The organism is Pseudomonas chlororaphis subsp. aurantiaca (assembly GCF_013466605.1).
Classification (GTDB): Bacteria; Pseudomonadota; Gammaproteobacteria; order Pseudomonadales; family Pseudomonadaceae; genus Aquipseudomonas; species Aquipseudomonas chlororaphis_I.
This window is the reverse complement of the sequence record NZ_CP059162.1, coordinates 5,541,817-5,568,271: the sequence shown is the minus strand read 5'-3', so window position 1 is coordinate 5,568,271 and position 26,455 is coordinate 5,541,817. Positions and strand designations below refer to the sequence as shown.

The 26,455-nt window shown below is 58.3% G+C and carries 26 protein-coding genes, 1 tRNA gene and 1 pseudogene; 19 read left to right on the top strand and 9 right to left on the bottom strand.

What is annotated here, in order from left to right; genetic code table 11:
- Positions 1–23 precede the first annotated feature (23 nt).
- Both H0I86_RS25375 and H0I86_RS25370 read right to left on the bottom strand, forming a co-directional pair.
- Complete coding sequence (locus H0I86_RS25375) at positions 24–332, bottom strand: VHS/ENTH/ANTH domain-containing protein (RefSeq protein ID WP_180922603.1); 309 nt, start codon at positions 330–332, stop codon at positions 24–26.
- Positions 319–1,107, bottom strand: coding sequence for an MlaA family lipoprotein (locus tag H0I86_RS25370; protein WP_180922602.1), 789 nt, complete (start codon positions 1,105–1,107; stop codon positions 319–321). The genes H0I86_RS25375 and H0I86_RS25370 overlap by 14 nt, the downstream gene beginning before the upstream one ends.
- Positions 1,108–1,275: 168 nt before the next feature.
- Between H0I86_RS25370 and H0I86_RS25365 the strand changes: the two genes are divergently transcribed.
- Entirely contained in the window at positions 1,276–1,986 is a 711-nt protein-coding gene (locus tag H0I86_RS25365; protein ID WP_009050668.1) for a response regulator, read from the top strand.
- Positions 1,983–3,326, top strand: coding sequence for a sensor histidine kinase (locus H0I86_RS25360; RefSeq protein WP_028683333.1), 1,344 nt, complete (start codon positions 1,983–1,985; stop codon positions 3,324–3,326). Before H0I86_RS25365 ends, H0I86_RS25360 begins: the two co-directional genes overlap by 4 nt.
- Before the next feature lie 66 nt (positions 3,327–3,392).
- Here H0I86_RS25360 and ppk2 read toward each other — a convergent pair whose 3' ends face one another.
- Positions 3,393–4,493, bottom strand: coding sequence for a polyphosphate kinase 2 (gene ppk2 / locus H0I86_RS25355; protein WP_258019366.1), 1,101 nt, complete (start codon positions 4,491–4,493; stop codon positions 3,393–3,395).
- Between the two features lie 228 nt (positions 4,494–4,721).
- Here ppk2 and H0I86_RS25350 point away from each other — a divergent pair, with 228 nt between their 5' ends.
- Positions 4,722–5,429 carry a M35 family metallo-endopeptidase gene (locus H0I86_RS25350; RefSeq protein ID WP_258019365.1) on the top strand — a complete coding sequence of 236 codons (708 nt, stop codon included), beginning with the start codon at positions 4,722–4,724 and terminating at the stop codon, positions 5,427–5,429.
- Here the strand turns inward: H0I86_RS25350 and H0I86_RS25345 are convergent.
- On the bottom strand, positions 5,420–5,587 hold the full coding sequence (locus tag H0I86_RS25345) for a hypothetical protein (RefSeq protein ID WP_180922601.1): 168 nt from the start codon (positions 5,585–5,587) through the stop codon (positions 5,420–5,422). The genes H0I86_RS25350 and H0I86_RS25345 overlap by 10 nt on opposite strands.
- 24 nt (positions 5,588–5,611) lie before the next feature.
- On the bottom strand, positions 5,612–6,643 hold the full coding sequence (locus tag H0I86_RS25340; RefSeq protein ID WP_180922600.1) for an aldo/keto reductase: 1,032 nt from the start codon (positions 6,641–6,643) through the stop codon (positions 5,612–5,614).
- Between the two features lie 175 nt (positions 6,644–6,818).
- Here H0I86_RS25340 and H0I86_RS25335 point away from each other — a divergent pair, with 175 nt between their 5' ends.
- Positions 6,819–7,739, top strand: a complete 921-nt coding sequence (locus H0I86_RS25335; protein ID WP_180922599.1) for an AraC family transcriptional regulator — start codon at positions 6,819–6,821, stop codon at positions 7,737–7,739.
- Here H0I86_RS25335 and H0I86_RS25330 read toward each other — a convergent pair.
- Positions 7,669–8,616 (bottom strand): LysR family transcriptional regulator, encoded by a 948-nt coding sequence (locus tag H0I86_RS25330; RefSeq protein WP_180922598.1) that lies wholly within the window; start codon positions 8,614–8,616, stop codon positions 7,669–7,671. The two genes, H0I86_RS25335 and H0I86_RS25330, sit on opposite strands and share 71 nt — an antisense overlap.
- Before the next feature lie 112 nt (positions 8,617–8,728).
- Here H0I86_RS25330 and H0I86_RS25325 point away from each other — a divergent pair, with 112 nt between their 5' ends.
- The 14 genes from H0I86_RS25325 to H0I86_RS25260 all read left to right on the top strand — a co-directional run bounded on the left by H0I86_RS25325 (position 8,729) and on the right by H0I86_RS25260 (position 23,659).
- Entirely contained in the window at positions 8,729–9,469 is a 741-nt protein-coding gene (locus tag H0I86_RS25325; protein ID WP_180922597.1) for an SDR family oxidoreductase, read from the top strand.
- 258 nt (positions 9,470–9,727) lie between these two features.
- Positions 9,728–10,453: an autoinducer binding domain-containing protein gene (locus H0I86_RS25320; protein WP_180922596.1), complete on the top strand. Its 726-nt coding sequence runs from the start codon at positions 9,728–9,730 to the stop codon at positions 10,451–10,453.
- Positions 10,454–10,892: 439 nt separating this feature from the next.
- On the top strand, positions 10,893–11,825 hold the full coding sequence (locus H0I86_RS25315) for an AvrD family protein (RefSeq protein ID WP_180922595.1): 933 nt from the start codon (positions 10,893–10,895) through the stop codon (positions 11,823–11,825).
- A gap of 9 nt (positions 11,826–11,834) precedes the next feature.
- Positions 11,835–12,863 (top strand): beta-ketoacyl-ACP synthase III, encoded by a 1,029-nt coding sequence (locus tag H0I86_RS25310; RefSeq protein WP_180922594.1) that lies wholly within the window; start codon positions 11,835–11,837, stop codon positions 12,861–12,863.
- Entirely contained in the window at positions 12,860–13,099 is a 240-nt protein-coding gene (locus tag H0I86_RS25305; protein ID WP_180922593.1) for a phosphopantetheine-binding protein, read from the top strand. Before H0I86_RS25310 ends, H0I86_RS25305 begins: the two co-directional genes overlap by 4 nt.
- Complete coding sequence (locus H0I86_RS25300) at positions 13,099–13,698, top strand: histidine phosphatase family protein (RefSeq protein ID WP_180922592.1); 600 nt, start codon at positions 13,099–13,101, stop codon at positions 13,696–13,698. The genes H0I86_RS25305 and H0I86_RS25300 overlap by 1 nt, the downstream gene beginning before the upstream one ends.
- A 15-nt stretch (positions 13,699–13,713) precedes the next feature.
- Complete coding sequence (locus H0I86_RS25295; protein WP_180922591.1) at positions 13,714–14,007, top strand: putative quinol monooxygenase; 294 nt, start codon at positions 13,714–13,716, stop codon at positions 14,005–14,007.
- Positions 14,008–14,022: 15 nt separating this feature from the next.
- Positions 14,023–15,510 (top strand): MFS transporter, encoded by a 1,488-nt coding sequence (locus H0I86_RS25290; protein WP_180922590.1) that lies wholly within the window; start codon positions 14,023–14,025, stop codon positions 15,508–15,510.
- Positions 15,500–17,062, top strand: a complete 1,563-nt coding sequence (locus H0I86_RS25285; protein WP_180922589.1) for an FAD-dependent oxidoreductase — start codon at positions 15,500–15,502, stop codon at positions 17,060–17,062. Before H0I86_RS25290 ends, H0I86_RS25285 begins: the two co-directional genes overlap by 11 nt.
- A 14-nt stretch (positions 17,063–17,076) precedes the next feature.
- Positions 17,077–17,625 carry a carboxymuconolactone decarboxylase family protein gene (locus tag H0I86_RS25280; RefSeq protein WP_180922588.1) on the top strand — a complete coding sequence of 183 codons (549 nt, stop codon included), beginning with the start codon at positions 17,077–17,079 and terminating at the stop codon, positions 17,623–17,625.
- 14 nt (positions 17,626–17,639) lie between these two features.
- Positions 17,640–18,620, top strand: a complete 981-nt coding sequence (locus tag H0I86_RS25275; protein ID WP_180922587.1) for an aldo/keto reductase — start codon at positions 17,640–17,642, stop codon at positions 18,618–18,620.
- Between the two features lie 1,438 nt (positions 18,621–20,058).
- Positions 20,059–21,195, top strand: a complete 1,137-nt coding sequence (locus H0I86_RS25270) for a polymorphic toxin type 44 domain-containing protein (RefSeq protein ID WP_180922586.1) — start codon at positions 20,059–20,061, stop codon at positions 21,193–21,195.
- 529 nt (positions 21,196–21,724) lie between these two features.
- Positions 21,725–22,687 (top strand): hypothetical protein, encoded by a 963-nt coding sequence (locus H0I86_RS25265; protein WP_180922585.1) that lies wholly within the window; start codon positions 21,725–21,727, stop codon positions 22,685–22,687.
- Between the two features lie 228 nt (positions 22,688–22,915).
- Complete coding sequence (locus tag H0I86_RS25260) at positions 22,916–23,659, top strand: hypothetical protein (protein ID WP_180922584.1); 744 nt, start codon at positions 22,916–22,918, stop codon at positions 23,657–23,659.
- On the opposite strand, the gene H0I86_RS25255 is transcribed toward H0I86_RS25260, so the two are convergent.
- The 3 genes and pseudogenes from H0I86_RS25255 to H0I86_RS25245 form a co-directional block, all read right to left on the bottom strand.
- Positions 23,595–24,745 (bottom strand): IS3 family transposase gene (locus tag H0I86_RS25255; protein WP_124355116.1). Its coding sequence is split into 2 segments (ribosomal slippage): positions 23,595–24,511 and positions 24,511–24,745, totalling 1,152 coding nucleotides; the frame shifts between segments, so codons are not numbered across the junction. The two genes, H0I86_RS25260 and H0I86_RS25255, sit on opposite strands and share 65 nt — an antisense overlap.
- 64 nt (positions 24,746–24,809) lie before the next feature.
- Positions 24,810–25,034, bottom strand: a pseudogene (locus H0I86_RS25250) (Arm DNA-binding domain-containing protein); the annotation flags it as partial.
- A gap of 164 nt (positions 25,035–25,198) precedes the next feature.
- A tRNA-Leu gene (locus H0I86_RS25245) sits at positions 25,199–25,283 on the bottom strand.
- 108 nt (positions 25,284–25,391) lie between these two features.
- On the opposite strand from H0I86_RS25245, the gene queA reads away from it, so the two are divergent.
- Entirely contained in the window at positions 25,392–26,441 is a 1,050-nt protein-coding gene (gene queA / locus H0I86_RS25240; protein WP_180922583.1) for a tRNA preQ1(34) S-adenosylmethionine ribosyltransferase-isomerase QueA, read from the top strand.
- The last annotated feature ends 14 nt before the right edge of the window (positions 26,442–26,455 follow it).

The following is a 26,455-nucleotide window of genomic DNA, read 5'->3' as shown; positions in this document are numbered from 1 at the left end:
TGGAAAATCAGGATTGGGAATCTTCAAGCTTCTCCCTGGAGGGCATCTTGGATGGTGTCAGCCGCACCAAGACCACTGTCCGTCCCTCGCACCAACACCTGCGGTTCCCCCTGCTTGATCACCCACCGTATCAACTCGCTCACGCTTACACGGTGTTGATGTTCGACCCATTCCAGGCCTTCGGGGCTGTAGTGTTCGCTGTAGCGGCTGAGGGTCAGGTATTGCTGGTCGGCCGAGAGGCGCAGGCTGACTTCGCGGCATTGCAGGGAGGCATCGCCGTGTTTGGCCACGCGTTGCAGCAGGACCAGGGCGTCGGTTTCAGAAGTCATCATGGGCCGCTCCTTCACAACGATGTTTGGTGGGGTCAGTGGCGCCTTGTTTGCCTTCTTGCACGAAGGCGGCGCGGTGTTCGGCGTTCACGTCGCGCAGGGCGCTGTAGTAGTCGGGCATGGTTTTCAGGCTGTCGGTCAGCGGCAGCAGGGCGGCGCGGCCGTCCACTACGCCGCCGACCATGGCGACGGTACCCAGGGTTTGCACGGTGTCGCTGTTGTCGCCGAAGGGGGAGACCACGAAGTTGAGGATCTTGCCCACCGAGTCGCGGCTGTTGTCGTTGCCCAGCAGCGGCAGTTCGACGATGGGGCCGTTGCCGATGCCCCATACGCCGAAGGTCTGGCCGAAGTCGGCGGTGTGGCGCGGAATGCCGATCGGGTCCGAGACGTTGAATAGACCGAGTACGCCAACCGTGGTGTTGACCGCGAAACGTCCCAGGGTGTTGGTCGAGCGCTGCGGGTTGCCTTGCAACAGGTCGTTGATGAAGACCTTGGGTTCGCCGAAGTTGCTCGCGAAGTTGTGCACACCCTGTTGCATGAAGTCCGGCAGGTGCCGATAACTGCGGGCGACCGGTGCCAGCGCGTAGTCGTCGACGGCTTTGTTGAAGGCGAACACGCCGCGGTTGACCGGCTCGGCGGGGTCGTAGATCGGATAGTCGACCTTCGCGCAGTCGGGTTGAGTGGCAGGCCCCGGGCTGGTACAGCCCGCCAGGTAGGACAGGGACAGCAGCAGGGCGGTATGACGATACAGGCGGGTGGAGCACAGGAATGAGCGCATGGGCGGACGACCTTGGGAACAGGGAGGCCGATGCTGGCATGGGCGTTTTGCCTGAAGATGTCTGCTTTATTGCGGGGTTGTCGGTTTGTTACCGCGTTGAAATATATGACGGGCCGCGCCCAATGGTTTTGAATGACAGTACTTTCCGAGCTTGAGTGACACGCACTGGTGAGCAGTCTGTTGATCGTGGACGACGACCTTGAGGTCCTCGCGCTGCTGAAGAAATTTTTTGTGCAACACGGCTACTCGGTGGAAGTCGCCACCGAGGGCGCTTCGCTGTGGGCGGCGCTGGAGCGGCAGGTGCCGGACCTGATCATTCTCGACCTGATGCTGCCGGGGGAAAACGGCCTGACTCTGTGTCAGCGCCTGCGTCAGCAGCACGCCGTGCCGGTGATCATGCTGACCGCCATGGGCGAGTTGAGCGACCGGGTGGTGGGGCTGGAAATGGGCGCCGACGATTACCTGAGCAAACCCTTCGATGCCCGCGAACTGCTGGCCCGAGTGCGCGCAGTGCTGCGCCGCGCCGGGGAGAGCCGGCCGGTGGTCGGGGAGGTGCCGCGCCCGCTGATCAGGTTCGCCGATTGGCAGCTGGACCTGACCCGCCGCGAGCTGCGCTCGCCGGATCAGGTGATGATTCCGCTGTCGGCGGGGGAGTTCGACCTGCTGCTGGTGTTCGTCGAACATCCGCAACGCATCCTCAGCCGTGAACAGTTGCTCGACCTGGCGCGCGGGCAGGCCCATGACGCCTTCGATCGCAGCATCGATGTGCAGGTCAGCCGCCTGCGACGCAAGCTGGAGTTCGACACCAAGCGCCCGGCGATGATTCGCACGGTGCGCAATGGCGGCTACCTGTTCACCCCCAGCGTGACCCGCCAATGAAAGTGAGACACAAGCCGGGCGGCCCGCGCGACACCATCGCCCGCTGGATCGCCCTGACCACTCTGATGGCGATGCTCACCGCGCTGGCCTTCAATGCGCTGTTCGTGCAGTTGGCCGGGGTCTGGGCCAAGCCGCCGTTGAGCGAATCCGGCCTGGTGGAAAAGATCGCCTCCATCAGCAATATGATCGACGCCTCGGAGCCGGGGCAGCGCGCGCGCCTGGCCGAGTCGGTCAGCGACCACGGCCTGAGCGTGACCTGGCACCCGACGCGACGGGACATCGAGGTACCGGTAGTCGATGAACCGGAGTACCGCGAGGGCTCGACGAAGCTGAAGCAGTTGCTCAGGCCGGGGGCGGGGCACATTGAAGCCTACCAGCCCAGCGACTGGCCGGAGCCGGGCGGACCGTATGCGTTGCTGATCCAGATGAGCGATGGCTCCTGGCTGATGTTCTCCTCGCTCTCGCGCAACTGGGGGCTGGATGAGGGACCGCGCAACCTGATCGTGATCGGGCTGGTTCTGTTGTCCACCGTCCTGGTCGCCTTGATCGCCACCCGCCGCCTGGCCAGGCCCCTGCAGCAGTTCGCCCTTGGCGCGCGGCGGTTTGGCGTGGACTTTCGCGCGCCGCCCATCGAGCCGGTCGGCCCCCACGAGATTCGCCAGGCGATCCTTGCGTTCAACGCCATGCAGGCGCAGTTGCAGCACTTCATCAAGGACCGCACGCAGATGCTCGCGGCCATCTCCCACGACCTGCGTACCCCGCTGACCCGCATGCGCCTGCGCGGCGAGTTCATCGAGGATCCCGAGCAGCAGCGCCGGTTATTCCACGACGTCGATGAGATGCAGGCGATGATCAATTCGGCCCTGGAGTTCTTCCGCGACGATGCGCGGCTGGAGGAGGCGACTTCCTTCGATCTGGCGGAGCTGTTGCAAACCCTGGTCGACGATTACCGCGACCAGTCCATCGACATCGCTTTCAGCGGCCCGCCGCGCCTGGTGTATTTCGGCCGTCCGCTGGGGCTCAAGCGGGTCATGAGCAACCTGCTGGAAAACGCCATCAAATACGCCAGCGAGCCGGCGATTGAAGTGGTGGCGGATGCCGAGCAGGTGAAGGTCTGTGTGCTGGATCGCGGGCCGGGGATTCCCGTCGAGTGGCAGGAACAGGTGTTCGAGCCGTTCTTCCGCATGGAAAGCTCGCGCAACCGCAACACCGGCGGCGTCGGCCTGGGGCTTTCCGCGGCTCGGGCGATCGTGCTGGAGCACGGCGGCGAACTGCGCTTGCGCAACCGTGACGGTGGCGGGCTGCAGGCGTGTGTGCTGTTGCCGGTGCAGGGTATCTAGCGGGCTGGAGCCGCTTCAGGAGTTTTTTATCGATTCTGGAGCGGGGCCTTCTTCAGGGCTGACGGTTTACGCGAGTGTCACCTGTGGATTGCACACCGGCTCCGCGGCCGCTTCGTTGTACACCCGCTCGTCTTCCTCCATGACCCGCGACGCCCGGCCGACCAACACTGGGTCGGGTTGATGGGCCACGCGCAGGTTCTTGCCCGGATAGTCGAGGGAGTGCAGGAAGTGGCGGATACAGTTGATCCGCGCGCGTTTCTTGTCGTCCGACTTGATCACCGTCCAGGGCGCATCGGCGGTGTCGGTGTGGAAGAACATCGCCTGTTTGGCGGCAGTGTATTCGTCCCACTTGTCCAGCGACTTGATGTCGATGGGCGAGAGTTTCCAGTGCTTGAGCGGGTCGTCGCGGCGCGAGATGAAGCGGCGCAGTTGCTCGTCGCGATTGACCGAGAACCAGTACTTGAACAGCAGGGTGCCGCTGTTGCACAGCATGCGCTCCAGCTCGGGCGTCTGGCGCATGAACTCCAGGTATTGCAGGGGCGAGCAGAAATCCATGACCCGCTCCACGCCGGCGCGGTTGTACCAGGAGCGGTCGAAGAACACCATTTCCCCGGCGGTGGGCAGGTGCTGGATATAGCGCTGGAAATACCACTGGCCCTGTTCCTGCTCGCTGGGTTTTTCCAGGGCGACGATTCGCGCGCCCCGCGGGTTCAGGTGCTCCATGAAGCGCTTGATGGTGCCGCCCTTGCCCGCGGCATCGCGCCCCTCGAACAGCACCACGACGCGCTGCCCGGTTTCCTTGACCCAGCTTTGCACCTTGAGCAGTTCGATCTGCAGATCCTGCTTGGCCTTTTCATACTCGGCGCGACGCATGCGGCTGCGGTACGGGTAACTGGCCGGCAACTTGGCGGTGGCGCTGTCTTCATTGCTGCCATGGGGCGCGCTGGCCACCTGCAGGGCGACCGGCTGCTGGCTGATGGCGCTGATTTCTGCCTCGGCGGTCTTGGCAGTGGCAGGTTTACTGGTCGCACGTGGCCGGCGCGGGCGTGGGGTGGCCGGCTTGCGTGGAGCGCTTTTGCTGCTGGCCGTGACCGTCGGTTTGGCGGCAGGCGTGGCTTTTTCGGGAAGGGGGTTGGGAAGGGGACGCGCGGTGGATTCTTCACTCATAAGGGGGCCTGTGGGTCGTGTACGAATGTTCATTCGTCAGTGTATGGAGGCCTTTTCCCCGCTCGTTGATTTCCATCAAGGTTGTGCGCGGGAGAAGCCTGTAGCGCACAGGGCGGGTTAAGGAAGCAGTTCCTGCTGATGCGCGGCGCAAGGTGGGAATCCAATGCGGGTGTCGCCCCTGGCAGGGGGAGCGGCATTTCCTGGAACCTGCACGGAAGGATGCTGATCATGGAAACCGTTGTCTCTTCAACCCGCTGGCGGTTGGCCCGTCGCCTGCAAGGTCTGCTGTTGCTGCTGGGGCTCAGCGCGCTGGCGATCAATGTGGTGTTCGATGCTTCTTGCGCCACCCAGGCCGACCGTACCGCGGTGAGCAATGCGGTGACGGTGGCTACCACTTGGTCCAACAACGCCTACAACCTGGTCAACAACAACGAAGCGCTGTTTCGCAACAACCAGGACCCGACCTACCGGACCTGGTTCGGTGTCTTCAGCCAGGACCGCTACCAGCGGGTGCGCGCGGTACTCGACGGCGTGCGCTACAAGCTCAATAGCGGTAATTCGCTGACCGCCTATTGCCGCACCAACCCGAACCCGCCCTGCGACGACGCCACTGATATCGCCGCTACCTACATCAATGCCCGGGGAGATATCGAAGCCTGGTTCTGCACGGCGTTCTTCGCCCTGCCGCCGCGGGTGGGCTTCGATACCCAGGCCGGTAGCGTGGTGCATGAGCTGACTCATTCGATCGGCCACACAGTCGACGTTCCCGGTGGTTACGGACCGGCAGGCGCACGCAATCTGGCGACCAACAATCCGAGCCAGGCCGTGGAGAATGCCGACAACTACGAGTTTACGAGGAAGACTTGTACGACTGATGTCCTGGGCAGTGGGGCCGCGCCTCGGATTTCGCCGGGGCGCCGGCCTGCTCAATGGTAAGTCCTGGCCGGCCGCGCCAGGGTGCCCATCCAGTTGCCGGGCAGGTTCAAGCTGTAGCAGCAGTGTTCCGAGGGTGGCAGCGGGAACCACTTGCTCAACGGCAGGCCTCGGCACTTGAGCCTGGCCTCGCGTTCCTTCCAGGCCCGGGCGACAAGCATGGGCTTGCGGCTCCGCTCCCTGTGTCAATCCTGTACCGGCGAACGCTCCTTGGCCTGATACTCGATCATCCAGCCCGGGTATTCGATCTCGGGGGCGCTGATGGCGTCCAGCCGGGCTATATCCCCGGCACTCAGGCGCACTTGCGTGGCATGCAGGTTGTCGTCCAGCTGCTCCAGGGTCTTGGCGCCGATAATGACGCTCATCACGGCGTTGCGCTGTAGCAGCCAGGCCAGGGCGATACTGGCGACGGAGGTGTCGTGGGCCTTGGCGATGGGCGCCATGGCTTCGACCAGGTCATAGACCCGTTCCCCGTCCGCGGGCGGAAAATCGAATGTCGAGCGGCGTGCTCCTTCGGGGAGATGGCCGTTGCGGGTGAACTTGCCGGACAGCAGGCCGCCAGCCAGAGGGCTCCAGATCATGATCCCCAGACCCTGGTCCTCGCAGAGCGGGACTATCTCGCGCTCCAGGTCGCGGTTGGACAGGTTGTAGTAGGCCTGCACCGTTTCGAAGCGGGCGAAGCCCCGCCGCTCGCTGATCCCCAAGGCTTTCATGATCTGCCATGCGGCCAGGTTCGAGCAGCCAAGGGTGCGGATCATGCCCCGTGACACGCAATCATCGAGGGCGCGTAGCGTCACTTCGATGGGCGTCTGGGAGTCGAAACCGTGGATCTGGTACAGGTCTATGTGCTCCGTGCCCAGGCGCTTCAGGCTCAGGCCCACCTGATCCATGATGTGCCCGCGTGACAGTCCCGCCGAGTTGGGGCCGGGGCTGGTCCGTCCGAACACCTTGGTGGCGATGATCACGTCTTCGCGTCGCACATCGACTTCGCGCAAGGCCTGCCCCAGCAGCACCTCGGACTGTCCTTCGGAATAGACGTCGGCGCTGTCGAAGAAGTTGACTCCGGCTTCGAGGGCGCGGGCTACCAGCGCGGTAGCGCCTCGCTGGTCAACCGTACCCACGGTGCGCCAGAAGCCCTGGCCGCCGCTGAAGGTCATGGTGCCCAGGCACAGTTCGGAAACGAACTGGCCGGTCTTGCCCAAAGGTCTATAGCGCATCGCTTGCATCCTTCCTGTCTGGATATGAGGGCTGACGTAGTGCCGCCGCTGTTGCCGACGAAGCCTGAGCTCCGAGGGCGGCCTGTGCGTCAGGCAGGTGGAATTCTGGAAAACCTCGGTCAGACTGTGAATGCAGCCACGTCCTATTTTCTGTCGAGATCATCCGGAGTTGCCTATGGATCCCTTGTCCGATGTGCTTTCTCAACTGGATAGCCACAGTTCGGTTTTTGCCGGACTGCAGGCCGGGGGGGAGTGGTCCATCAGCTTTCCGGCCCCGGAAGGCATCAAGTTCAACGCGATTATCGAAGGCTCATGCTGGTTGCTGGTGGAGGGCGAGCGCCCGATCGAGTTGCACCAGGGCGACTGCTTTCTCTTGTCCAAGGCGCGGCCCTTCATCCTGGCCAGCGACCTGAGCCTGGAGCCTGTCGATTCGCAACAGGTCTACCGCGATGCCAGGAACGGGATTGTCCGCTACCGGCAAGGCCAGGGCTTTTTCCTGATTGGCGGGCGATTTGCCTATTGCGACGAGGCCAGGCTGTTGCTGGATGGTCTGCCCGCGGTCGTTACGGTCAATGGCCAGTCGGATCAGGCCTGTGTGTTGCAGTGGGCATTGCAGCAATTGAAAAGCGAGCTGCCCAGCACTCTGCCGGGGTCATCTCTGATCGTGCGGCAACTGGGGCACCTGATGCTGGTGCAGGTGCTGCGACTCTATCTGGCGGCGACCCGGGAGCATCCGCCCGGGTGGCTGGCGGCACTCTCGGACCCGCGGATCAACGCTGCCATTCAAGCCATACACGCCGAGCCCGAACAGCGCTGGACGGTCAATCTGCTGGCCAGGCAGGTGGGCATGTCGCGTTCGACGCTGGCGCTGCGTTTCAAGCAGAAACTCGGCATGGGGCCGCTGGCCTATGTGCTGCGCTGGCGCATGCAGCTGGCCTCCCGGGAACTGCGCCGGCATCAGGGCAGCATCTCCTCGATCGCACAGGCGCTGGGCTATGACTCCGACAGCGCTTTCAGCAATGCCTTCAAGCGGGTGATGGCCTGCTCTCCACGAGAGTACCGGCTGCGCCAGGCCGCGCTTGCGAGTGTTGCATGACGAAATCGATAAAGGCCCGCAGCGACGGCGCCATTTGCCGTTGGCTGGGGTAATACAGGTAGAACCCGGGGAAGGCCGGTGTCCACTCCTTGAGCAGGTGGATCAGTTGGCCGCTTTCCACCAGGGCCGCCACCTGATGGCGGAACAGGTAGGCGATGCCGACCCCGTCGAGGACCACGCGGGTAAGCATTTCCGGCTCGGTAACCACCAATGGTCCCTTGACCTCGATCTCCAGCAGTTCGCCGTTGCGCTCGAATTCCCAGCGATACAGGCTGCCGTCCGTGGGCCAGCGGTAAGTCAGGCACTGGTGGTGTATCAGTTCCTGAGGGGTGCGCGGTATCCCACAACGCTCCAGGTAGGCGGCGGAGGCGACCACCAGCATTTCCTGATCACCGCCGAGCCCCTGGGCGACCATGTCCTTGTCGAGTTTCTTGCCAAGTCGGACCCCGGCATCGAAACCGCCGGCGACTATGTCCACCAGGCGTTCGTCGGTGACCACATCGAACTGAATGTCGGGGTAGGCCTGGAGAAAAGGGCCGATCAGCGGTGCCAGGTAGTGAACGGCCGCCACTCGGGTGGTATTGATGCGCAGCAGCCCGTGGGGGCCCTTGCTGGAGGTCTTGAGCCTGGCCAGCGCGGTATCCAGGGATGCCAGCGCGGGCAGCAGGTCTGCCAGGAGCCGGGCGCCCATTTCGGTGGGTGAGACGCTGCGTGTGGTGCGATTGACCAGGCGAACGCCCAGGCGCTCCTCCATGTTGCGGATGGTCTGGCTGAGGGCAGAAGCGGACATGCCGAGATGGGCGGCGGCGCGGACAAAACTTCCTTGTTGAATGACGGCGGCGAACGCCTGGAGCTGGGCGTATTCATTGCCTCGCATTATGTCCACTTCCTTAATGGGTCATGCGGATAATTATGCATTATCAATTGACCCCGCATACGCAATACTTCCTGCGCATTGAGCATTTCACGTTAACAATGGAGGTTGACCTGTGGGCAGATTTTCCGGAAAACGCGTCCTGATTACCGGGGGCACCAGCGGCATGGGGCTGGCAGGAGCCAAGCGCATTGCCGATGAGGGTGGCCAGGTGGCCGTGACGGGCTACAGCGCCGAGCATCTCGAGGAAGCCGCGCAGCTTCTTCCGGCAGATGCCTTGGTTTTCAGGAACGATGCGGCCGATCCCGAAGCGACGCAGCAACTGGTGGAGCGGGTTCGGCAACTGGGCGGGCTCGACGGGCTTTGGCTCAATGCCGGTTATGCACAGGTGGGGCCGCTCGAAGAGGTGGATGCCGGCTTCTTCGATCGCATGATGAATGCCAACGCCAGGGGGCCTTTGCTGCAATTGGCCGGGCTGAGCGGATTGCTGCGACCCAATGCGTCGGTGGTGCTGACGTCCTCGACCTCCGCCTATGAGTCCTCGCCCATGACCAGTGTCTATGCGGCCACCAAGGGCGCGATGATCTCCATGGCCCGTTGTTGTGCCGCTGCCCTTGGTCCGCAGGGGATCAGGGTCAATGTGCTGGTGCCGGGGCCGATCGAGACCAATTTCCGTAACTTCATGGCACAGGACATTCGCCGCCAGTTCGAGGATGGACTCGCCACCCAGTTGCCGCTGCGGCGGGTCGGTACCGCTGCCGAAGCCGCGGCGGTCGCGTTGTTTCTCCTCTCGGACGACTCCTCCTATGTGACCGGGAGCCAATACGCGGTCGATGGCGGCCTGACGATGCGCTGAGAGCGGACGGTCCGTTACTGCCCACAAGAAAGAGTTCCCGGGGTGACGGCTACGTACCCAAGAGGAGCGGATACACCAGAGACACTATTGATGTCCTTCGGCTAGAAGGAGCGCGATGAGCAAGTCATCGCCAACAAGCCTTGGTTGGATGTTGCGTCATATACACAGTTTTCAGGCAGTCAGCTGTAGCAGTATCGCAATCCATTTGCGGATGAGCGATTGCTAACTGGCGTAAGAAGTATGTGTAAGGGATAACTTATGGGCAGTAATAGTATGTCTCTCCAGTGGTTGATGGACTTCCGTCTGCGGATGATGGCGGTAAGTTCCTCGGTACAGGCATTGAATATCATCGAGATTGAAACTCAGCGTCACGGCTTCGATGTATTTGCATTCGGTGTAAAGAAGTCCACGCCTTTTACCCGACCCGATACCCGATTGCGTGGAACCTATCCGGAAGCCTGGATGGATATCTATCGGGTCAGGAACTATGCGGCCACCGACCCGGCCGTGGAGCATGCACTGCGTACCACCAATGTAGTGGTGTGGAGTGACAAGTTGCGCGAGGAGAACCCCTTGTTATTCAGTGAGGCGAAAGAATATGGCCTATGCGAGGGTGTGACACTGTCCAACAAAGGCTCTGATAATACCGTCAGATTTTTATCTTTCTCGCGTAGCCAGGGAGTGGTTTCCGAGGCTGAAGTGGCGAATATCGGGCTGGGCTTCAAGTTGATGCTGGATATTCTTGTGGAAACCCTTGCCCGAACTAAAGACGAGGCTCTGGTGGCTGAATCCGCCAGCCTGACCAAGAGGGAAAAGGAAATACTGCAGTGGACGGCCGACGGCAAAAGTTCCGGGGAAATATCCATGATTCTGAGAATCTCCGAAAACACGGTGAATTTTCATCTAAAGAGCATCCAGAAGAAATTCCATGCCCCCAACAAGACCTTCGCCGCTGCCTACGCGGCGGCGCAAGGCTTGCTGTGATGGCCGCAGCCGGCGTGGCGGGTTCTTGCTTGAGCGGCTAATGGCTAATACCTGGAAGTCCCGTGCACCAACATGGGGCTATTGTCGCTGCGCATTCAATTAACTTTTATGAATATTTTCAGGCGCCATTAATGTGGCGCATTTTTATTGCGGGTTCATTTTGGTGATCACTTAGTCAGTTCTTGTGTTGAACATTTGTGTTTTTTGGTTACTTGTCGTCGAAGTTGGGTGTTGTGTCATTAGGAAGTACTTAGTTACCTACCAGAATTAGTAGGTTGTAATGGATAATAACGTTTGTTACTTTTTGTTTCATGGGTGTTTTGTTGAATGGCTCGCTCGTTGATATTGGAACTTAATTGTTTCCTGTCTCTGTTGTCGAAGGTTTTTTGAAGTGTCTAGCAGCGTGCTGGCAATCGTTTGATTGCTAAAGGAGGTAGTTGTGAGAGATGTTAACTTCAGTCATATAGAGAACCATCTTGGGCCCGCGGCGGACCGATTCTTCGGTGCAGGTTTCAAGCGTGTTGAATATGGCACCAGACATCTAAGTCTTACTGATACTTCGGTAGATTCGAGTGTCAGCTTGAGCTATCCGGCTGGTTGGTCGAAAAAAATCGGCAGTGGTGAACTGGTGCCTCATCTGAGCACTATCGATGCATTGGCCATTGCCATCAATCTTTGTCAGGACGTGCTCCTGGAAAAGTTTGCAAACATCGATTGTTGCTGGGTCCGGCGGATATCGATAAAGGCCGGCAAGAAGCCTGAGGAAGACCTGCGCGAGATCCAGGCGCATATGCACGAGGAGCTCCCGCAAGTCGATGCCCAGGGTGATACCTGCCTGGTATTTTCCGGACATGTCGGCGCGATGGCCCTGCAACTGGAGATCATCCGGCCGGTGGCGGCTGGCGACAGGCTGAACCAGGATGGCAGTGGTAATAACTACTATGTGGAAGGCTTCAGGAAACGCACCCAACTGATTGACGACATAGTTTTCGATTCACCGCTCAAGGCGATTTCGAAACTGGTTGTCGTCGATGAAGAACCAGGCACTGCCAGTGGTGGTATCGAAGCCAGCTACCCGCAAGTCGTGACCCCTATCGATGCCTTTGTCAGTCACCTGCAAATCGCCCAGGCGCTGCTCTACAAACTCGACAATCTGCAGCGGGGTCAATCCAACACCCTGTGGATGAGAACCACCACCATTACCGCGCAGGACCCGGCCAGGCGCAGCGCTAGCGCCAGGGTGCTGATGACCGAACTCAAGGACGCCAACATAGTGACGGTCAAGGGTGAGGACTGGCGAGTGGCGGAGATTGTCGGCCACCTGAGTGGCATGACCCTGTCGTGTTCCGTCGCGCATCTGTTACCTCGCTAGGAGAGCACCATGGGCGTTCGTATCGCGGGGTTGGGAGGCGCCTTGCCTCCCCTGGAAGTGACCAATGAAGACCTTGAGCAACGGCTCGATACCAGCAGCGAATGGATTGTCAGCCGTACCGGCATATTGAAGCGTTACGCCGTTACCGAGGGTATCTGCACCAGCGACCTGGCCAGTGAAGCGGCCAGGGCCGCCATCGAAAACGCATCGGTGGGCCTGAACATCGACTTGCTGATCCTGGCAACCACCACGCCGGACCGCCGTTGCCCGGCCACCGCGCCCAAGGTTGCGGAGAAACTCGGGCTGCGCGGGATCTCGGCCTTCGACGTGAATGCCGTGTGTTCGGGTTTCATCTATGCATTGCAAGTGGGGGCGGCGGCGATCAAGGCGGGATTCGCCAAGCATGTATTGGTGATCGGTGCCGACGTATTTTCCTCGATCATCAACGGGCAGGATCGCAGTACCGTGCCCATTTTCGGTGACGGTGCCGGGGCCATGGTGCTGCAGGAATCCGATGTCGATGACGTGCTGGATATCGAAACCGGCAGCGATGGCTCCCTTGAGGATCTGATCACTGTTCGTGCCGGCGGCGTGGAATCGAAAGTCAATTCGGTGCCGCAACACCCCGACGACATCTATTTCTCAATGAGTGGCAAGGAAGTCTTCATGCGGGCAATTCAATGCATGAACGATTCGGTGCTCGGTTTGCTACAGCGCAATCAACTGGATATTCAGGATGTGGATTGCCTGGTTCCGCATCAGGCGAACCTGAGAATTATAAGAGCCTTGGCCGAGCAACTCGGCGTGCCTTACGAGCGTGCAGTGGTTTCCCTGGATCGGTTTGGTAATACCTCGGCCGCTTCTATACCGCTGGCGCTGACGCAAGCCTGTATGAACACCACGCTCAAAGCGCGTGATCGAGTAGTGCTGACCGCTTTTGGCGGTGGTGTTACCTGGGGTTCTGCGTTGTTGAACTGGCCTGACTTGCAAAGTGTTCCATTCATCAAGCATATGAGCGCGACAGGGGTAGCCAAATGAAAGACAAACTGATTGAAGCAATTACCTTGATGTTGAAAGAGAAGTATCAGGTTCCCGCCCAGCAACTGCATGCCGATGCGGTGTATGAGGAGTTGAATCTGGACTCGCTGACATTGCTGGAAGTTTCAATGGCGCTGGAACGAGGTTTCGATATCAAGGTGCCGGATGGAACTATCGCTCCCGAACACAGCATCGCCAAGTCGGTTGACAGCATACTGTTGAGCAATGCCGCCTGATGTTTATCGTCATCTTGCGGCACGGTGAAACGCCACAGAACCTGAGTGGCGTTTTCCAGGGGCAATCCGACCCGGACCTGCATGAAGTGGGAGTCGCGCGATTCCTGAGTGCTGCCCGGGTGCTTCGGGAGCAGGCCTGGGATGGGGTTTACAGCTCCCATTACCGACGCGCCATGAGTTCCGCTGACTTATTGGCGGACGCCACCCAAGCCCTCAGGTTCGTCTGCGCTGATCTGGCGGAGAGAAACCTGGGTGAATTGGATGGCCAAGCCAAATCCGAGCAATTGCAGCTCGATCCGCAGTTGCCGGAAAAGTTGATGAAACTTGACTACGCCCCGCCGGGAGGCGAGTCGGGACAGGCGGCTCTACAACGTTTCATTCGCGCAATTGAAGCAATAGCGGCAAACAACCTGACACGCACACTGGTGGTTTCCCATGGCGGAGTTATTGCCCTGTTCGCACATCACGTGCTGGGCGTGCCGGCTGCTTCCAGTTTTTTGGAACATGGTCATGGGTTGATGATCAGGGTGTCAGGAAAAGACTTGAGCCTGCTTGGCGTCAACTTTCAGCCAGAGTCAATAGTTGCTGACTTTTCTTAACTTCGGAGATCTGTGATGAGTATTGATATCGTGGTGTTCTTCAGTGTGAGCGCGACCAATCGAGTTGAACTTGGTCGACACTTCAATGAACTTGCGGCGCAAACATTGAATGAGCCGGGTTGTCAGCGGTTTGAACTTTACGAACAGTCGCCAGAGGTTGGCGGGTTCGCTCTGGTCGAGCGTTGGCAAGATGATTCGGCTATTTCCGATCATATGGGCATGCCCTATACCGAGCATTTCATTGCCAATGCCAAGCACCTGATCGAACGTAGCGAAGTCCATCGCTTGACTTCCTTGACCCGTGACTGACTGAGGACTCATGACATGGACTCGTCAGCCGTTGCATCCAGACCAGCATATGCCCTGGTCGTCGTCTGTATCGCGTTGTTCGTGATCCCCCTGACCATCACCGGATCGGGTGTCCTGGTACTGCCGATTGCCCAGGGTTTCGCTTCGAGCTACCTGCAGACGCAGTGGGTGATCTGCTCATTCATGGTGAGTTACGCGGCCTTTATGGCGATGACCGGGGTGATGGCCGATGCCCTGGGGCGCAAGTTGTCCTTTATCGCCGGCCTGGCGTTGTTTGCCATCGCCAGCGCGGCGGCGGCGGGCGCTGGCAGTCTGACGCAACTGATTGCCGCCAGGGCGCTGACCGGCGTCGGGGCGGCGGCCGTGACCACGGCCGGAACGGCGATTCTGGCCCTGGCCTACACGGGTCCGGCGCGGGTCCGGGCGTTCACTGTATTCGGTACGGCGCTGGGGCTGGGCCTTGCGGTCGGCCCTCTGGTGGCCGGTAGCCTGGTGTCGTTGCTGTACAGCTGGCGCCCGTTCTTTGCCGTGATCGCCGCGGTGCTGGGGATGGTCGCTCTGTTGGGGCTGGGGTTGCCGGAAAGCCGTTCCCTGGAGCGGCAGGCGGTCGACTGGAGCGGTGGGGTGCTGTTCACCAGTTGCCTGATTCTGCTGGTTTCGGCCTTTTCCATGGTGCCCGGCGCAGGTTGGTCGGACCCGACGGTGCTGTGCCTCTTTATCGGCGCCGCGCTGCTGGTTCCGGTTTTCGTCAAGGTCGAGAGCCGCGCGGCCCATCCAATTGTCAACCTTCAGCTGTTGCGCAACCGGCAGTTCCTGGCGGTCTGCGTCACGCCGGTGTTTCTTGGCTTCGGTTACATCAGCCTGCTGTTCTACCTGCCCCAGTACCTGACGGTGGTTGCTGGCATGAGTGCCATGGAAATAGGCATCGCCTTGATGTGCTCAACATTGCCTTCGCTGCTGCTTCCATTGTTCTCCAGTCTGATGCGCCAGCAGTTGCCGCTCAGGACACTGATGGTCGTGACTTTCGCCTTCATGGTGCTCGGCCCGCTGTCCCTGGCCTGGGTGATTGCCAGCCCCACGCTGCTCAACCTGGCTGTGCCGCTCTTTATAACCGGCGCCTCCTTCGGCGTGTCCCTGTCCTATCTCGATGGTGCGGCGGTCAGTGTGGTTCCGCCCCAGCGCTCGGGAATGGCGGCCGGCATGTTCAATACCTTTCGCCTGGGAGGTGAGGCCCTGACCATTCCCTTGCTGGGCATGGTGATCATGGCGCTGCTCGGCCGCCAGGCCGATGACCGCGACGCGGGGCTCTCGGTCCTGGTGCAAGGCGATCTGGAAAGAGCGGCCCGATTGCTGTCGCTACCCCGGGAAGTGTTGATCGAGCATCTGGCGGTTGCCATGCAGGAGGCCTTGATCGTCATTTCGGCCGTCTCGCTGGTTGGTTTGATGATCATCTTGAAACTGTCGAATCAGACTCTCACCAAAGGTGTTGAATATGCGCACTAAAGAGCAGGAGTCGAAAGTCCTGATAGTTGGCGCGGGGCCGGTTGGCATGTTGCTGGCCCTGGAGTTGGCCCTGTACGGGGTTCAGGCCCGAGTGATTTCCAGGGACGTGCGGGTTTCCCCGCATTCGAAGGCGACCATCGTCTGGCCGCGGATTCTGGAGCTGATGGACCGTACTGGCGTGTCCGAAGCGATTGTCCGTGAAGGGCACTACTTCGATCAGATGAACTATTACTCCAACAAGAAAAGAGTTGGACTCATACGTTTCAACACCCTGAGCGATACCCCCTATCCATTTGGCATCACCATTCCCCAGGCCAAGACCGAACGCATACTGGAGTCGGCGCTCACCGCCCAGGGCATTGCGATCGAATATGGCTGCGAGTTCGTTGGTGGCGAGCAGGATCTGGACAGTGTCAGCGTGACCCTCAGGGACAGGTCCGGGGCCGAGCAGCGTTGCAGCTTCGATTGGGTGGTCGGCGCCGACGGTTTTCAAAGCAGCGTGCGTTCTGCCTTCGAGTTCGATTTCAGCGGCTACTCGATGCCGATCCGCCTGGCCATTACCGATGCCGAGCTGACAGGGCAAACCACCAGCAGCGAAGCCGCCTACTACATGCACAGGTCCGGCAACATGGTACTGGCCCCGCTGGGCGATGGCGTGTTCCGGGTCGGTGCCAGCGTGCCGCCGGAATATACCGGCGACCAGCCCGACCGGGAGTTCTTCAATACCTTGCTGGAGCACCGGGTGCCCGGGGTGAAGAAACTGGGGGAAATGAAGTTCAGCGGGATCTTCACCGCCCATGTGCGTACCGCCAACCGTTTCAAGAAGAACCGGGTGTTTATCGTCGGCGATGCGGCCCATGCGATGAGCCCCTCCGGTGCTCAGGGGCTCAACACCGGGTTCCAGGATGCGGTCAATCTGGGCTGGAAGCTGGGCGGAGTGATCAGGGGCAGCCTGTCGCCGGACATTCTGGAGTCCTATACCCGGGAACGGCTCGACTCGGTCAACCGGGTATCGGCCTTGTCCACCAGCCTGGCCAAGATGAGCCTGTATCGGCGCACGCCGCAGATAGTCCTGCGCGATGCCGCGTTCAAGCTCGCTTCGCTGACCAGGGTCTTGGAGAACTATGTCTCGCCAAGGTTCGCGCAGCTGGATTCCAGCGTCGCCAAGCCGGATAACCGGCTGTTCCCCGGCAAGAAACGACCCTTTTGTGCAGGCGACAGGATTCCCCTCAGCTGGACGGAAAACTGGCAGGCGCCGGTACTCGCCAAAGACGCCTATTCCATCCTGCTGTGGCCCGGAAAGACTTACGTCTATGAAACCTGGTCGGCCTTCAGCCAGGAACTCGATGCCGCCATGCCGGGGCACAAGGTGATCAATCTGGGGGCGATGCCTCTGGGCAAACTGCTAGATCGATTGGGGACGCGGCCGCAGAGCATCATCGTGCGGCCGGACGGGCATATTCAATCGATAGTCGCACTGGATGCGGCGGCTTACACAAAGGGCATCGACGCTATCAGCAATGCACTGCCTCACTCTCTCAACCTTCAATAACCAAGGTGTCTGACATGAGTAAAAATCGAGTCGAGTTAACTTCCCCTGCCGATATGACTCCCGAGCAACTGGAGGTCTATGCCCGGTTTCCTTCCAACCTGACCCGCTCGCTGCTGCTTACCAAAGGCTCTGCGGGGCCACATCTGACCCTGGGCGGGTCATTCACGGTCGGGCTGATCTCGTTCCTGGAGCGTGAGGTTCTGGTGATGCGCGTGGCCAAGTTGCTGGAGAGTGCCTTTGAGCGACTGATTCACTATCCGCTGGCGATCAAGGCCGGTTTGACCGAGAGCGAAATCGACGATATCGAGCACGGTCGTTATGAGCGCATGGAGCCCAAGCGCGTTGCGCTGCTGGTGTACGTGTCCGAATGCACCCTGGAGCACAAGGCAAGCGCCGAGGCGTTCTGGGCGCTGCGCGAGTTCTATTCGCAGAATGAAGTGGCCGAGATCACTCATCTGGCCGGCCACTGCGCCATGACTGCCATGTACCTGGCCAGTCTCGATGTTCCTCTGGATGAGTCGGAAACTTCTTGGGACAAGCTGGTGGCTCGCGATCCCACCTGAGGGAGGAGGCGTCGATGTTGTATACCAAGCTGGGACGCAGCGGATTGAGGGTCTCCAGGCTGGCCTTGGGGTGCATGAGCTTTGGCGAGTCTGCGCGGGGTACCCATGCCTGGACCCTGGGGGCGGAGGAAAGCGAACGGATTCTGGGCAGGGCCCTGGACCTCGGGATCAACTTCCTCGATACGGCGAATATCTACTCCCAGGGATCGAGCGAAGAAATCCTCGGCAACGCCTTGTTCAAGCTCAAGGCTCGCCATGAGGTGGTGCTGGCGACCAAGGTCTATGAGGCCATGACTGACGGTCCTTTGTCGGGAGGGCTTTCGCGGCAGGCGATCTTTCGCGAAGTCGACGCCAGCCTGAAGCGCTTGCGCACGGACTATATCGATCTGTACATCGTTCACAGGTGGGACTATCAGACCCCCATCCTGGAGACGATGGAGGCGCTGCATGATTTGGTGAAGATGGGGAAGGTCCGCTACATAGGCGCCTCGTCGATGCATGCCTGGCAGTTCGTCAAGGCACAGTACCTGGCCACGCTCAATGGCTGGACGCGTTTTGTCAGCATGCAAAGTCACTACAACCTGCTCAACCGCGAGGAAGAGCGGGAGATGCAGCCCTACTGTGTCGACGAGGGGGTTGGCCTGACACCGTGGAGTCCGCTGGCCAGGGGCAAGCTGGCGCGGGTCGGCGAGGGTGGTTCGCCGCGTGCCGATAGCGACAAGGTGCAGTCCTGGCTGTACCAGTCGGCACAGGACAGCGATCGGCAGATCATTGCCGTGGTCGAGGCGATTGCCCGCGAGCGGGGTGTGACCAAGGCTCAGGTGGCGTTGGCCTGGCTGCTCAGGCAGCCGGCCGTGGCGTCACCGATCATTGGCGTGACCTGCCTGGAACAGTTGGACGATCTGCTCGGTTCGCTGGATCTTGAGCTGGAGGCTGAGGAGCTTGCGCGTCTGGCTGCGCCTTACACGCCGCATGCTGCGCCCGAGTATGTGTAGCCCGGCTGATTGAAGAGCTGTCGCCAACCTCCCGGACAGGGGTTGGCGGCATTGCTCCAGAAAGCAGAAAGCCCGCATTAGCGGGCTTTCGGGTTGTTGCATAGTCATCATGGGACGGCTACTTGTTGCGTTTGGTGCCCGAGGGAGACTGTAGTCTTCCATGTAATCCGTGGCCTACAGCCAGATTTCACGGTTCGGGATACACGTAGGGATACAGCTTGCTTGGCCCTATGATCGCACAATCTCAGATACAGGCTAAAAATCCCCTATCGGTAGTCGAGAATCTAGCTGGTGTGGCAAGGATTGCAGCAATAGTAACAACCATTAATCCTTAGGGTGGGGTTAGCCGCTCGAGCGGCGCTTACAGCACCAGCGCACGATGTATGACTTCCCAGCGATGCCTGATTGGCAGGCAACGGCATGAACTGACAGCCAGTCGTCGTGTTGTGCACTTCGTAGTCGCCATTTGCTTGAACGTTTCTATTCACGATAAATGATGGCATTTGCTAGTCCTCGCTTCCGTGTGTCGGATCGGTAATGACTCAAGAGTTCTAACCATGTGTGCCGTACTGGCGGAAATCGCGATGGCTAGCAGTGATGGAGGTTAGCTGCAGCATGGCGGAAAGCAATCAGTCGCCAGAAAGCCGCCGGGGACCCTGGGACTATCTAAAGGACACGGGGTCGGAAACCCGCGGCACTGCGTTAGTGGCAGGATTTCAAAGTTACTGAAATTTCAGGCATTGAAATCGAAAGAATTCTGCTGAAAAAAGGCCATCGTTACCGCAGCGGTAACGATGGCCTTTGGTGTTGATGATTATGGACACCTCGGGCCGTCAACCGAGTCAACCTGTCAACCAATGTAGAAAAATCAGCCGCTACCAAGATCGTGCGGGTTTTGTGCCCCGTGCCATTCAGAAATGCTCAGGGTCCCCGGCGACCTCCCAACACCTTGTGCAATTGCACTGGTGAACTGTGTGTTCACCCGGTTCACCCGGTTCACCAGTTCACTAAGCTGCGCACCTGTCCGCTAACAAAGTCCGGCGGGTTTCCGACCCCGTATCTGTCTCAAAGTCTCAGGGGCCCCGGCACCTGCTGGTTCCCATCGCTGGCGGAACACGCTGCTAATGGGGAGCGGGGACGTATACCTTTCAAATGTGGTGTTACAAGTGTTACAGGTGTTACGCAATAGCTTAAGTGGCTGTTTCTAAAGGATAAAACCGACGTAACACCTGCGGGCGGCTTACCTTGTGCCTGGTGTAACACTGCGGAACGGTGTTACGGGATTTTAAGATCCCCTGTTGTACAAAACCTGCAGGCGCAGGGTCCAGGACCAGACTTTTCCTACAGACTTGACGCCGCCCGGTGCGCTAGTCTTTCGAGAACTATTGAACGCATTGACTTCCTAATCGAGGTTTTGAATGCACGACAAGGACGACGAATGACTCCCTCCGCTCGATTGGGTGACAAGCATGTCTGCCCATTGCCCGGCCATGGCACCACCCCGATTGCCGCCGCCAGTGGCGACGTAAATATCAACTTTATGGGCTCCGCACGTGTCGGCGATACATGTGGTTGTGGTGCCGTAATCACCACAGGGTTTCCATCGATTCAGGTCAATGGCCGTCCTATGGCCCACCTAGGCAGTCCTACCAGCCATGGCGGAACCGTCATCACCGGGTCAGGTGATGTGGGTGGCGGGTTTGTGATGGGCGATGCTGGTGGTGCAACCATCATCAACTTCATGTCACTGGGAGCGTTCCGTCCAGATGGCACTTTGGACGATGAAAGGATGGCGACCTTGCTCGCTGATCCAAATTTGAAAGAGAAGGCTCTGGCAGCGAATGCTTTGGTAGATCCGCAGGCCAGCACCGAACAACCCGAAGCTAAGACAGAGCCAGAAGCACTCACTGCGTGCAAAGACCCCGACATGATGGAACAACTGGCCGGATACATCGCCGATGAGATGAACCGGAATATCAAGGACCCGGCAGTCTTGGAGATGAAAGAACTTAACAGCTTCGATCCTGGGGTGGAAACCAAGAAATTTATGGAGCTCCCGCTCTACCTGCGTCTAGGGCAAGACCCCCAGTTCTACAATATGGCACTGGGAAAAAAGGCGAAGGCTTTCGCCATCTGGACTAAACAGGTGGGGCAGGGTCAAGATTGGGATCACAAACCCAAATTGGCCGAGCTGTTTGGTGCACCTTGGCACAAACAAGGGGCGTATGACTTCTACTACGACATCTGGTCGAACATCCACTATGGATATGTCGGCTTAGCCGGCGGACTCTCTGACAGCGTGCAATTGGATGGCGCCGGAGTTGAGCAGATAGGCTCAGACAGTTGGCGCTTCCTCAAAGACCCTAAGAGGTTTGATGGCCCACGCAGGACCGAAGGTGTTGAAGGGATGAGAGCATGGGACGATGCTCCTGACAGGGTGTCGATCATGCTCGGAATGGAGCTCTACAAGGAGTATCCGAACGGTGGTGTCACCGCACAAATCATCATGGACAAGGTGTTGGCAGTGCCAATTGCTGACTGGGGTACAGGGGTTCAAAAACATGTCTGCAAGTGAAAAGCGACCACGGCATATTGGGCGGTGGATAGGGCTTTTTCTGATTGGTGCTGTGGCGTGTTGGTACGTAGCAATACCGCGAGTTGTCGTTTTCTATTCAGAGGACGGTACCAAGAAAATTAGTTACGTTCTGAACACCCAGCACACCATCGTTCGCGGAGAACTGCTGCCCGGAAAGACAACGGGTGACGTAGGACATATCTTCCCTGATGATAAGTTCTTCATGCGTCTCGACTGGTGGGATGCGAAGGGCTTAAACCGTTGCGTCATGATTGTGCCCCAGTGGCCGACAACGGAAATTCACATTGACCGTAACGGTGAGGTCGACACTAGTGAAGGTAGTGGCACTGACAGTGATCGATTGAAGATTTGTAAGTAGGTTTTGTGGTCGCGGGGAAACTGCTTGGCCGTTTTCTGTTCGCCGCGAGAGGCAGATAACGGCCAAAAGCAGAGATTCAAATTATCTACTAGACTAGGCGCTTCATTCTGTCGAGACGCAGAAGGCCGGCTGTGGGGGGAAATTATGTCGATGCTCGATAACGCGATTCAATCTATTCAGATAGGGATGGAAGACTTCCATGAGGAAGATGAGCGACGAGTACTTTCTGCAATTAGAAATTTATATGCCGGTATTTTGCTGCTTTTCAAATATAAGCTTCAACAGCTAAGTCCTGAAGGTTCAGACGAAGCATTACTGAAAACGAAAGTATTGCCAGCCATCGACCCCGCTAGCGGTGAGGTAGTATGGGTGGGTAAAGGGAAAAAAACAGTAGAGGTGCAAGATATTATCGACCGACTCAATACGCTTGGAGTGAGAGGGGTCGACTGGAAACTTCTTAATGCGCTTCAGGGCATACGTAACGATATTGAGCATTACTTCAGCCCTCTTCCTGTCGAGCGGATGAAGGAAGCGATTGCAAACTCTCTACACCTAATAACTCAGTTTTGTGAACCGCATCTTAACGAGCGTCCAGTAGAGGTATTGGGCCAAGAGTGCTGGGACATGATGCTGAGCGTAGCTACCGTCTTCGAAGCTGAACTAGCGAGTTGCCAAGCAAACCTGAGATCGGTGGAATGGCCTTTCCAAGAGGTTCTGGATGCCATGAACAACATGGTCTGTCCTGAGTGCAAGTCACGACTCATCAAGGTGGTAGAGCCAACTGCTCGTCGCGATGCAATTACGTTCATGTGCCAAAGTTGTCAGTCTGAATCGCTATATATTGATGTTGCAGGCCCTGCCGTTGAAACTAGTATGGCCGCTGAAAATCATTGGCGTGCCAGGCACGGTGATGAACCGGCAACATGTTCATGTCCAGAATGTAACCATGACACCTTGCTGGTGCACGAAAATGAATGTGCCGCTTGCTTTTACGAATTCGAATACACGAATTGTGAGTGGTGCGATGAGGCTCTTTCGGTAGAGGAGCGCCAGTATTCTGAAGGCACTTGCAGTTACTGTCAGAATCGTTACGACCGTATCATGGCAGAGTAAGGAGTGAGCCTAAGTGGCCATAATAGTTCGCTAACCGCTTATTGATTTCCATGAGGATCGCGATTTTCTAATGACGTCTCTTTCTCAAAGGATCGAAGGCAATAGCGAAAATTTTATATGGCGACACTCAATATTTATCTCTCATTCAGGTGTTGTGATGTTGTGACAGCCCTCCCCACGCTTGAGACAACAAACCAATCAAGGCATTAGGCGTAAGGAAGACTAGTGATGGAATTGCCCGATACGGAACCAAGTCTCGATAGCACCGCCGAAGATGATACATACTCTGGCACGGCGACCTTTCTGTATACTTCGAAGATTACTGGAAACGTGAATCTCGAAGGAGTTTGCGAAATCCTTGCCGAGTCTAATGCTTTTAGTTTTGCGTTAACCAGTCGTGGAAAAATCTACTTCACAGAAGACAACAGGCTTCGATCACAGCAATTACGCATCGAGCCAACAATAACCGAACAAGGCATGATCGTATCTGGACATAATGATTTTCTCAAAGCGAACCCCGGAGACTCCAATAGCTATGCTTTATCTTTGGCTTTTGATTTACTCCTGTCTGACATACGCTTGTTCAATTCCGCGTATGGTTTTCCTACAGAAAGCGCCAGAATATTCATGCGTCCAATTGCCATCAGATGCGAAGATGACGAAACTCATGAGCTAGTCATTCCTTACATTAGAGTCTATAAGGGCGGCATAATCAGTATTTCGTTGCCAATCATTGCTGGCTTTGAGGGGGCGGCGACTCAAAAGTTAGTGCGCAGCGAAGTAAATAAATCTCGACGCAACCTTACATCAGTATTGTGTGAAAGAGAATTACACATAGCATGCACCGAGTGTCAGATCGCCCAGATGTCTCGGAGGGCAAGAATTGTTCTGAATCGCCCCGGATTCTCTAGACACCTTGCAAGCTCATTGCGTAACGCTTTTCAAACTCTGCCGGTGACAGCTGATTGTTGAAACCATGACGGCGTTTTGCGTTGTAGAACATCTCGATGTAATCGAACACATCACTACGAGCATCTTGCCGCGAGGTGTAGATTTTTCGCTTGATCCGTTCCCGTTTCAGAAGCTGGAAAAAGCTCTCGGCCACAGCGTTGTCATGACAGTTGCCTCGGCGACTCATGCTGGCAACCAAATTGTTTGCCTTCAAAAAGCTGCGCCAATCGGAGCTGCTGTACTGGCTGCCTTGGTCGGAATGAACCATCACTTCTTGCTTCGGTTTACGCCTCCAAACCGCCATCAACAACGCGTCAATAGCCAAATCACTGGTCATCTGCGACTTCATTGACCAGCCAACGACCTGGCGAGAAAACAGATCCAACACCACAGCCAAATACAGCCAGCCTTCATAAGTGCGAATGTAGGTGATGTCGGTGACCCAAACTTTGTTGGGTTCTACGACATCAAACTGGCGCTTCAGCAAATTGGGTGAGGCGACCGCTGGCTTACCGCCGTACTTTCCAGGGCGGCGTCGATACCCTGTCTGAGAGCGCAGACCTTCAAGACGCATCAGCCTCGCTACACGATGGCGACCACAATCTTCACCGACCTCGCGCAGATCGTCATGGACTTTGCGATAGCCATAAACGCCGCCACTCTCCAGCCATGAATGCTTGATCAAACCCAGCAGTCGCTGGTCGTCTTTGGCGCGTACAGATTGCGGCTCGGACAGCCAGGCGTAATAACCGCTGGGATGGACTTTAAGCGTCAGACAAAGCCGCCGAATCGAATAGTCGCCCGCGCGCTGCTTGATAAAGGCGTACTTCAGCCGCACTCCTTGGCAAAGTACGCGGCGGCCTTTTTTAAGATGTCTCGCTCTTCAGTGACGCGCTTGAGTTCTGCTCGCAGACGACGCAGTTCGGCGTGCTGATCATCGTCTTGCTGTCGTTCTTCTTGAGGTTTGCTGTAGCGCTTTATCCAGGCATATAAGCTATGCGTCGACACGCCAAGACGGGCCGCTACATCAGCGACAGGCAGCTTCTTTTCGGTCACTTGATTGACCGCTTGGATTTTGAATTCTTCGGGGTAACGCGGGTTGCTCATGGCACCTCCTGATTGGCCTCAGTTTAAGGCAAAGAGGTGTCTACGAAACCCGGGGCGATTCATTGTCTCTTGCTAGCGCGCCGCTTACCTCTGGGTAACCCCCCAGCCCCATCCACGCCCAATTACCCGCCTGGCGTTTATAGCGGAGCTGCCAGGACTTACCTCCATCAGGTTTGACCCTGAAGTAGAGGCCATTTCCATCCAGCTCTCGGTATTCCTTTGATTCCGGCTCCAGTCCCGCAAGTGTCGTGTCAGCGAGAGGGCGGCGCTTGATATCTGCGCGCTTCATCCTTGTATCCCAAAGTTCGGTATTTCTCTCAGGATACAAGCGGGGATACAGGGATACAACGTATAGGGGGAGACAGGGGTAGATAGACAGGCACAAAAAAACCGGCCAAGTGGCCGGTTTCTCTGGGTCTGAGAGGCTGGTAGAGACTCTCAGATACTGCTATGTGGTGCCCCGAGGGAGACTCGAACTCCCACTTCTCTCGAAAACGGATTTTGAATCCGCCGCGTCTACCAATTCCGCCATCAGGGCTCAATGGCGGCGAAGTATAGAGAGGTGCCTACCGTTGGTCAATCAGGTTTCATGGTCAATTTTGGCTATTTCCGCTAAACTTTCCGGCCCTGCTAGACGAACCCCATCATGCGTGTTGCTGACTTTACCTTCGAGCTCCCTGATTCGCTGATCGCCCGCCATCCCCTGGCCGAGCGTCGCGCGAGTCGCCTGTTGACCCTGGATGGGGTCACCGGCGCCCTGGCCCACCGTCAATTCACTGATTTGCTTGAGCATTTGCGCCCGGGCGACTTGATGGTATTCAACAATACCCGGGTGATTCCGGCACGCCTGTTTGGCCAGAAAGCCTCCGGCGGCAAGCTGGAAATCCTGGTGGAACGGGTGCTCGACAGCCACCGTGTGCTGGCCCATGTGCGCTCCAGCAAGTCGCCGAAACCGGGTTCGAAGATCCTGATCGAGGGCGGTGGCGAGGCCGAGATGCTGGCCCGTCACGACACCCTGTTCGAGCTGGGGTTCACCGAGGAAGTGCTGCCGCTGCTGGAGCGCGTCGGCCATATGCCGTTGCCTCCTTATATAGACCGCCCGGACGAAGACTCGGACCGCGAACGTTATCAGACCGTGTATTCCGAGCGCCTGGGCGCCGTGGCCGCGCCGACCGCGGGGCTGCACTTCGACCAGCCGCTGCTGGAGGCGATTGCCGCCAAGGGCGTCGAGACCGCGTTCGTGACCTTGCATGTCGGCGCCGGCACCTTCCAGCCGGTACGGGTCGAGCGCATCGAAGACCACCATATGCACAACGAATGGCTGGAAGTCAGCCAGGACGTGGTGGACGCGGTGGCCGCCTGCCGTGCACGCGGCGGTCGGGTGGTGGCGGTGGGGACCACCAGCGTGCGTTCCCTGGAAAGCGCGGCGCGCGATGGCGTGCTCAAGCCGTTCAGCGGCGACACTGACATCTTTATCTACCCGGGCCGGCCGTTCCATGTGGTCGATGCCCTGGTCACCAACTTCCATTTGCCCGAATCCACGCTGTTGATGCTGGTTTCGGCGTTCGCCGGTTATCCCGAAGCCATGGCCGCCTACAAGGCCGCCGTCGAGCATGGATACCGCTTTTTCAGCTACGGTGATGCGATGTTCATCACCCGCAATCCCGCGCCACGCGGCCCAGAGGATCAAGCATGAGTCGCACCTGTCGT

Excerpts from the sequence above, each read along its gene's own strand:
- H0I86_RS25375 (WP_180922603.1), bottom strand. The coding sequence starts at position 332 with ATGATGACTTCTGAAACCGACGCCCTGGTCCTGCTGCAACGCGTGGCC.
- H0I86_RS25370 (WP_180922602.1), bottom strand. The coding sequence starts at position 1,107 with ATGCGCTCATTCCTGTGCTCCACCCGCCTGTATCGTCATACCGCCCTG.
- H0I86_RS25360 (WP_028683333.1), top strand. The coding sequence starts at position 1,983 with ATGAAAGTGAGACACAAGCCGGGCGGCCCGCGCGACACCATCGCCCGC.
- ppk2 (WP_258019366.1), bottom strand. The coding sequence starts at position 4,493 with ATGAGTGAAGAATCCACCGCGCGTCCCCTTCCCAACCCCCTTCCCGAA.
- H0I86_RS25350 (WP_258019365.1), top strand. The coding sequence starts at position 4,722 with ATGGAAACCGTTGTCTCTTCAACCCGCTGGCGGTTGGCCCGTCGCCTG.
- H0I86_RS25345 (WP_180922601.1), bottom strand. The coding sequence starts at position 5,587 with ATGCTTGTCGCCCGGGCCTGGAAGGAACGCGAGGCCAGGCTCAAGTGC.
- H0I86_RS25340 (WP_180922600.1), bottom strand. The coding sequence starts at position 6,643 with ATGCGCTATAGACCTTTGGGCAAGACCGGCCAGTTCGTTTCCGAACTG.
- H0I86_RS25335 (WP_180922599.1), top strand. The coding sequence starts at position 6,819 with ATGGATCCCTTGTCCGATGTGCTTTCTCAACTGGATAGCCACAGTTCG.
- H0I86_RS25330 (WP_180922598.1), bottom strand. The coding sequence starts at position 8,616 with ATGCGAGGCAATGAATACGCCCAGCTCCAGGCGTTCGCCGCCGTCATT.
- H0I86_RS25320 (WP_180922596.1), top strand. The coding sequence starts at position 9,728 with ATGGGCAGTAATAGTATGTCTCTCCAGTGGTTGATGGACTTCCGTCTG.
- H0I86_RS25310 (WP_180922594.1), top strand. The coding sequence starts at position 11,835 with ATGGGCGTTCGTATCGCGGGGTTGGGAGGCGCCTTGCCTCCCCTGGAA.
- H0I86_RS25305 (WP_180922593.1), top strand. The coding sequence starts at position 12,860 with ATGAAAGACAAACTGATTGAAGCAATTACCTTGATGTTGAAAGAGAAG.
- H0I86_RS25300 (WP_180922592.1), top strand. The coding sequence starts at position 13,099 with ATGTTTATCGTCATCTTGCGGCACGGTGAAACGCCACAGAACCTGAGT.
- H0I86_RS25295 (WP_180922591.1), top strand. The coding sequence starts at position 13,714 with ATGAGTATTGATATCGTGGTGTTCTTCAGTGTGAGCGCGACCAATCGA.
- H0I86_RS25290 (WP_180922590.1), top strand. The coding sequence starts at position 14,023 with ATGGACTCGTCAGCCGTTGCATCCAGACCAGCATATGCCCTGGTCGTC.
- H0I86_RS25285 (WP_180922589.1), top strand. The coding sequence starts at position 15,500 with ATGCGCACTAAAGAGCAGGAGTCGAAAGTCCTGATAGTTGGCGCGGGG.
- H0I86_RS25280 (WP_180922588.1), top strand. The coding sequence starts at position 17,077 with ATGAGTAAAAATCGAGTCGAGTTAACTTCCCCTGCCGATATGACTCCC.
- H0I86_RS25275 (WP_180922587.1), top strand. The coding sequence starts at position 17,640 with ATGTTGTATACCAAGCTGGGACGCAGCGGATTGAGGGTCTCCAGGCTG.
- H0I86_RS25270 (WP_180922586.1), top strand. The coding sequence starts at position 20,059 with ATGACTCCCTCCGCTCGATTGGGTGACAAGCATGTCTGCCCATTGCCC.
- H0I86_RS25265 (WP_180922585.1), top strand. The coding sequence starts at position 21,725 with ATGCTCGATAACGCGATTCAATCTATTCAGATAGGGATGGAAGACTTC.
- H0I86_RS25260 (WP_180922584.1), top strand. The coding sequence starts at position 22,916 with ATGGAATTGCCCGATACGGAACCAAGTCTCGATAGCACCGCCGAAGAT.
- queA (WP_180922583.1), top strand. The coding sequence starts at position 25,392 with ATGCGTGTTGCTGACTTTACCTTCGAGCTCCCTGATTCGCTGATCGCC.